4 protein-coding genes are annotated in these 4718 nt (G+C 69.3%); 3 read left to right on the top strand and 1 reads right to left on the bottom strand.

Going from position 1 to position 4718, the window contains the following annotated elements:
* The first annotated feature begins 278 nt into the window (after window positions 1-278).
* Entirely contained in the window at window positions 279-1697 is a 1419-nt protein-coding gene (locus RIF93_RS18790; RefSeq protein WP_309092979.1) for an MFS transporter, read from the top strand.
* Here RIF93_RS18790 and RIF93_RS18785 read toward each other — a convergent pair.
* The gene (locus RIF93_RS18785; protein WP_309092978.1) at window positions 1694-2806 is read right to left on the bottom strand and encodes an Mrp/NBP35 family ATP-binding protein; all 1113 of its coding nucleotides are present in this window, start codon (window positions 2804-2806) and stop codon (window positions 1694-1696) included. The two genes, RIF93_RS18790 and RIF93_RS18785, sit on opposite strands and share 4 nt — an antisense overlap.
* 145 nt (window positions 2807-2951) lie before the next feature.
* Here RIF93_RS18785 and hflK point away from each other — a divergent pair, with 145 nt between their 5' ends.
* Both hflK and RIF93_RS18775 read left to right on the top strand, forming a co-directional pair.
* A complete protein-coding gene (hflK, locus tag RIF93_RS18780; protein ID WP_309092977.1) occupies window positions 2952-4124 on the top strand; it encodes an FtsH protease activity modulator HflK in 1173 nt (390 codons plus the stop codon).
* On the top strand, window positions 4121-4718 hold a 598-nt coding region (locus RIF93_RS18775), incomplete at its 3' end, for a protease modulator HflC (protein ID WP_309092976.1). The genes hflK and RIF93_RS18775, both read left to right, overlap by 4 nt.

Below are 4718 nucleotides of genomic sequence, written 5' to 3'. Positions count from 1 at the left end.
CCTTCTCCCCTTGCGGGAGAAGGTGGCCTGCGGAGCAGGTCGGATGAGGGGTCTCGCGGCGCATGCCGGAGGCCCTCTCCATTCGCGGACAGGCCATTCAACCCCTTATCCGGCCGCCTGCGGCGGCCACCTTCTCCCGCAAGGGGAGAAGGACCTTTCGGCGCCACAAGCCCGCCCGTTTCCGGGCGGTAACCTCTTTCCGCTTGCGCCGGTCCAGGTGATCGCGCGTAACCTGGGGCGGCGTCCGCCAGAGGCGCGTCTCGAGGAGGAGCAGCGCGGTGACCACGACGAAGTCCGGGACCACCGCCGGCGCTCTTTCTCCCTGGACGGTTCTGGCCTTCGCCAGCGCCAGCATCCCGATTCAGGCGCTGGTCCTGGCGATCAGCGTGCACCTGCCCCGCTACTTCGCCCATCACATCGGCCTCGAGCTCGCCGTCGTGGGCGCCGCCTTCGCCATGGTCCGCCTGATCGACATTCCGATCGACGTTGGGATCGGCATGGCCATGGACCGGACGCGAACCCGCTTCGGCCGCTATCGCGTCTGGCTCGCCCTCGGCGCCCCCGTGATGATGTTCGGCCTCTGGCTGATGCTGCAGGCGGACGCCTCGACCACCCAGCTTGGCCTCTCCGGCATCCTGCTCTTCGCCTACCTCGGCTATTCGATGGTCTATCTTTCCCACCTGGCCTGGGGCGGCGTTCTGGGTCCGACCTACGAACAGCGCAACAAGGTGTTCGGCGCGGTGATCGGGCTAGGCGTCGCCGGCGCCGTGGCCGTCCTGCTCATCCCCATCATCATGCAGCAGCGCGGCGCATCTGACGGCGAGGGCGTGCGCGCCATGGTGTGGTTCATCATCGCGGCTATACCCGTGACGGTGCTGCTCGTCCTCGCCACCACCCACGAGCCGATCACCCGCGAAAAGGTCGCCAAGTTCCAGCTGGGCGACTACGGCACGCTGCTCCGGCGCGGGAATGTCATCCGTCTCCTGCTGGCCGACCTGTTCGTCACCCTGGGGCCGGGCTGGATGGCGGCCCTCTACCTCTTCTATTTCAAGGACAGCCGCGGTTTCGACACCGCGTCGGCGAACCTGCTGCTTCTCGTCTACATCTTCGCCGGGTTCGCGGGCGCGCCGTTCACCGCGTGGCTGGGCAATCGCATCGGCAAGCACCGCGCGCTGATGACCACCACCACCATCTATTCGCTGGGTCTCATCACCGTGCCGTTCCTGCCCGAGGGCAACTTCCTGGCGTTCGCGCCGGGGATGTTCATCGTCGGCGCGATGCAGGCCGGCTTCACCGTCATGATCCGCGCCCTCACCGGAGACATCGCCGACGAAGTCCGCCTGGACAAGGGCCGCGAGTACATGGGGCTGATGTACGCGCTGACCATTGGGACGACGAAGATCGCCTCCGGGCTTTCTGCTTTGACCTTCGTCCTGCTGGCGGCCATCGGCTACGAGGCGCGCGCTGGGGCGGTGAACTCGCCCGAGGCCATCCATGCGCTGGAGCTGGTGTATATCGTTGGACCGATCGTCTTTGTGATGGCCGCCGGCGCGTGCTTCTTCGGCTACAAGCTGACGCCCGCCGTCCACGCCGACATCCGGCGGAAGCTGGACGAACGCGACGCTCTCTACGCAGAGGCCCCCACGCTGGCCGGCCTCACCGGCGATGAGATGGTGGCCGAGCCTCGGAAGACTTAGGGCTTCAGCTTCTCGGCCATCTGCAGGAAGGCCCAGGCGGCCGGCGTGTCCGGCGTGGTCGCCACCAGCGGCCGGCCCTCGTCGCACGCCTGGCGCAAGGCCGTCTCGATGGGGATCTGGGCCAGCAGGGGAACGCCCAAGCGGCGCGCCTCCGCGGCCCCGCCGCCCTCACCGAAGATCGCCGTGCGCGAGCCGTCCGGCGCCTCGAACCAGGCCATGTTCTCGACCACGCCCAGGATCGGCGCGCCGGTCTTGGCGAACATCGCGGCGGCCCGGCGCGCGTCGATCAGGGCGATTTCCTGGGGCGTGGAGACCACCACGACGCCGTCGAGCTTGAGCTTCTGGACCAGCGTCAGCTGGATGTCCCCGGTGCCGGGCGGCAGGTCGACCACCAGCACGTCCAGCGGCTCGGCGGCCGTGCCCCAATTGGAGTTCATAAGGCTGCGCAGCGCCGACGAAGCCATCGGGCCGCGCCAGATGTTCGCCTGGCCTTCCTCGACGATGAAGCCGATGGACATGACCTTCACGCCCCACGCCTCAAGCGGGTTCAGGCGCTTGTCCGCGTCGAAGGTGGGCTCGCCGTCGGCGCCCAGCATGTGCGGGGCGGACGGGCCGTAGATGTCGGCGTCCAGCAGGCCGGCGCGCAGGCCCAGCTTGGCGAAGGCCGCGGCGAGGTTCACGGACACGGTCGACTTGCCCACCCCGCCCTTGCCGCTGGCCACCGCGATCACCTTGCGGACGTGCGCGGGCCGCTCGGCCTCCGCCATCGGCTGGAGGCGGGCCTGCGGATCGTCGCTGACGCGCGCGCGCCGGCTGGCGTGGCCGGGCGTCGTCTTCAGCTGCGGAGCCGCAGTCTCGGCAGTCAGAACCACCTGGGCGGTCTCGATCCCCGGCACGGCGGCCAGAGCCTGCTCGGCCGCATCCCGCACGGTGCGGTAGAGCTCAATGTCGTGCGCCGGGACCTCGAGCATAAAGGCCGCGCGGCTGCCGCGGATCACCAGGCCGCGGACGAGGCCCGCCGTGGCCAGGCCCTGGCCCGACTTCGGGTCGGCGACCCGGTCCAGAGCTTCCAGGACCGTCGTTCTCTCGGGACCGGCCGGTTGGATCATGCCGCTATGTCTTGCTTTGCGTCGGAAGGGGTCTCATATCCGGCTGACAGCGCCGGTTTACAAGCCCGCCCCGGTTTACAAGCCGGCGGGGCGCTATAAGCAAGAAGACCGCCAAGGCCCTTAAAACGAGTTTGAAAACCGGCTGATGCCCTGGAACGACAACGCCAATCCCGGCCCGTGGGGCTCGCCCCCGTCCGGCGACGGCGACCGCCGAGACCCTCCGCCGCGACGTCCGCGAAACGGCGGCGGCGGCGGCGGCGGACGCCGCCCCGATGGTCCTGACCTGAACGCCGGCTTCGAGCGCATCAGCCAGCGCCTGCGCGACTTCTTCAACGGTCCTGGCGGCGGGGTTCGTCCCGGCGCGGTGGCCGCGGTGGTCGGCGCGGCCGTCGGCCTGTGGGCGCTCTCCGGCATCTACGTGGTCGAGCCGAATGAAGAGGCGGTGGTCACGACGCTGGGCGCGTACTCGCGCAACGAAGGGCCGGGGCTGCGCTACCATCTGCCGGCGCCGATCGAGCAGGTTCAGAAGGTGCCGGTCACCCGGCTGCAGCGGCTGGACGTGGGCGGCAACGCCCCGGGCGCCCTGCCCGAAGAAAGCCTGATGCTCACCGGCGACGAGAACATCATCGACCTGAACTTCAGCGTCACCTGGCGCGTCTCCGACGCCGACCGGTTCGTCTTCACCATCCGCGATCCGGAAGGCTCGGTGAAGGCCATCGCCGAGGCGGCGATGCGCGAGGTGGTTGGCCGCTCCACCTTCGACCAGGTCACCCGAAACCGCGGCCAGATCCAGCTGCAGGCGGCTGAGCTGATGCAGCGCACCCTCGACGCCTGGGGCGCGGGCGTGCGCGTCGACGAGGTGCAGATCCGCTCCGCCCAGCCGCCGGGAGAGGTGCAGGCGGCATTCCGTGACGTGAACAACGCCGAGCAGGACAAGGTGTCGAAGGTCAACGAGGCCAACACCTACCGCAACCGCGTGATCAACGAGGCCAAGGGCGACGCCGCGCGCATCACCCAGTCCGCCCAGGGCTATCGTGAACAGGCGGTCCGGGAAGCGACCGGTGACGCCTCACGCTTCAACGCCATCCTCAACGAGTACCGCCGCGCCCCCGGCGCCACGCGGGACCGCATCTACATCGAGACCATGCAGCGGGTCCTGCAGCGTTCGAACAAGGTGATCATCGACGGCCAGGGCGCGACCGCGCCGATCATCCTGCCGCCTGACATCTTCCGGCCCCGCGCCGCCCAGCAGGGCGCGCCCGCCCCCGACGTCCAGGTCCAGCCCCAGCCGCAGTATCAGGGGAGGACCGCGCAATGAACCGCCGCCTCTGGACCTATCTGATCGTCGGCATCGGCGCCCTGGTGGTGCTGGCCAACACCCTGTTCATCGTCGACCAGCGCGAACAGGCCCTGGTGCTGCGCTTCGGCGAGCCCGTGCGGGTGATCAACGCGCCGGGCCGTCCTGGCGCCGGCCTGAACGCCAAGATCCCGTTCTGGGAGAACGTGATCAAGTTCGATCGCCGCAACCTGGCGCTCGAGAGCCAGCAGGAAGAGATCATCACCGCCGACCGCCAGCGCCTGGTGGTCGACGCCTTCGTCCGCTACCGCATTGCCCAGCCGCTCGACTTCTACCGGACGCTGCGCGACGAACGGACGGCCTCCGACCGCATCGAGCGGCTGGTGGACTCCTCGTTGCGCCAGGTGCTGGGCTCGGCGACCCAGACCCAGATCATCTCGGCCCAGCGCGGCGAACTGATGCAGCGCACGCGCAACGACGTCGCCCGCCGGGCCCAGGCCTCGCGCCTCGGCATCCAGGTCATCGACGTGCGGATCCGCCGGGCCGACTATCCGGCGACCAACCAGGAAGCCGTCTTCCGCCGCATGCAGACCTCGCTGCAGCAGGAGGCCGCCC

It is taken from the genome of Phenylobacterium sp. (assembly GCF_031181185.1).
GTDB lineage: Bacteria > Pseudomonadota > Alphaproteobacteria > Caulobacterales > Caulobacteraceae > Phenylobacterium.
The sequence above is the reverse complement of the archived record's forward strand: the minus strand, read 5'-3'. Positions and strand labels throughout refer to the sequence as shown.

What these genes read in the sequence shown, in the direction of transcription:
- hflK (WP_309092977.1), top strand. Translation starts at nt 2,952, where the DNA reads ATGCCCTGGAACGACAACGCCAATCCCGGCCCGTGGGGCTCGCCCCCG.
- RIF93_RS18785 (WP_309092978.1), bottom strand. Translation starts at nt 2,806, where the DNA reads ATGATCCAACCGGCCGGTCCCGAGAGAACGACGGTCCTGGAAGCTCTG.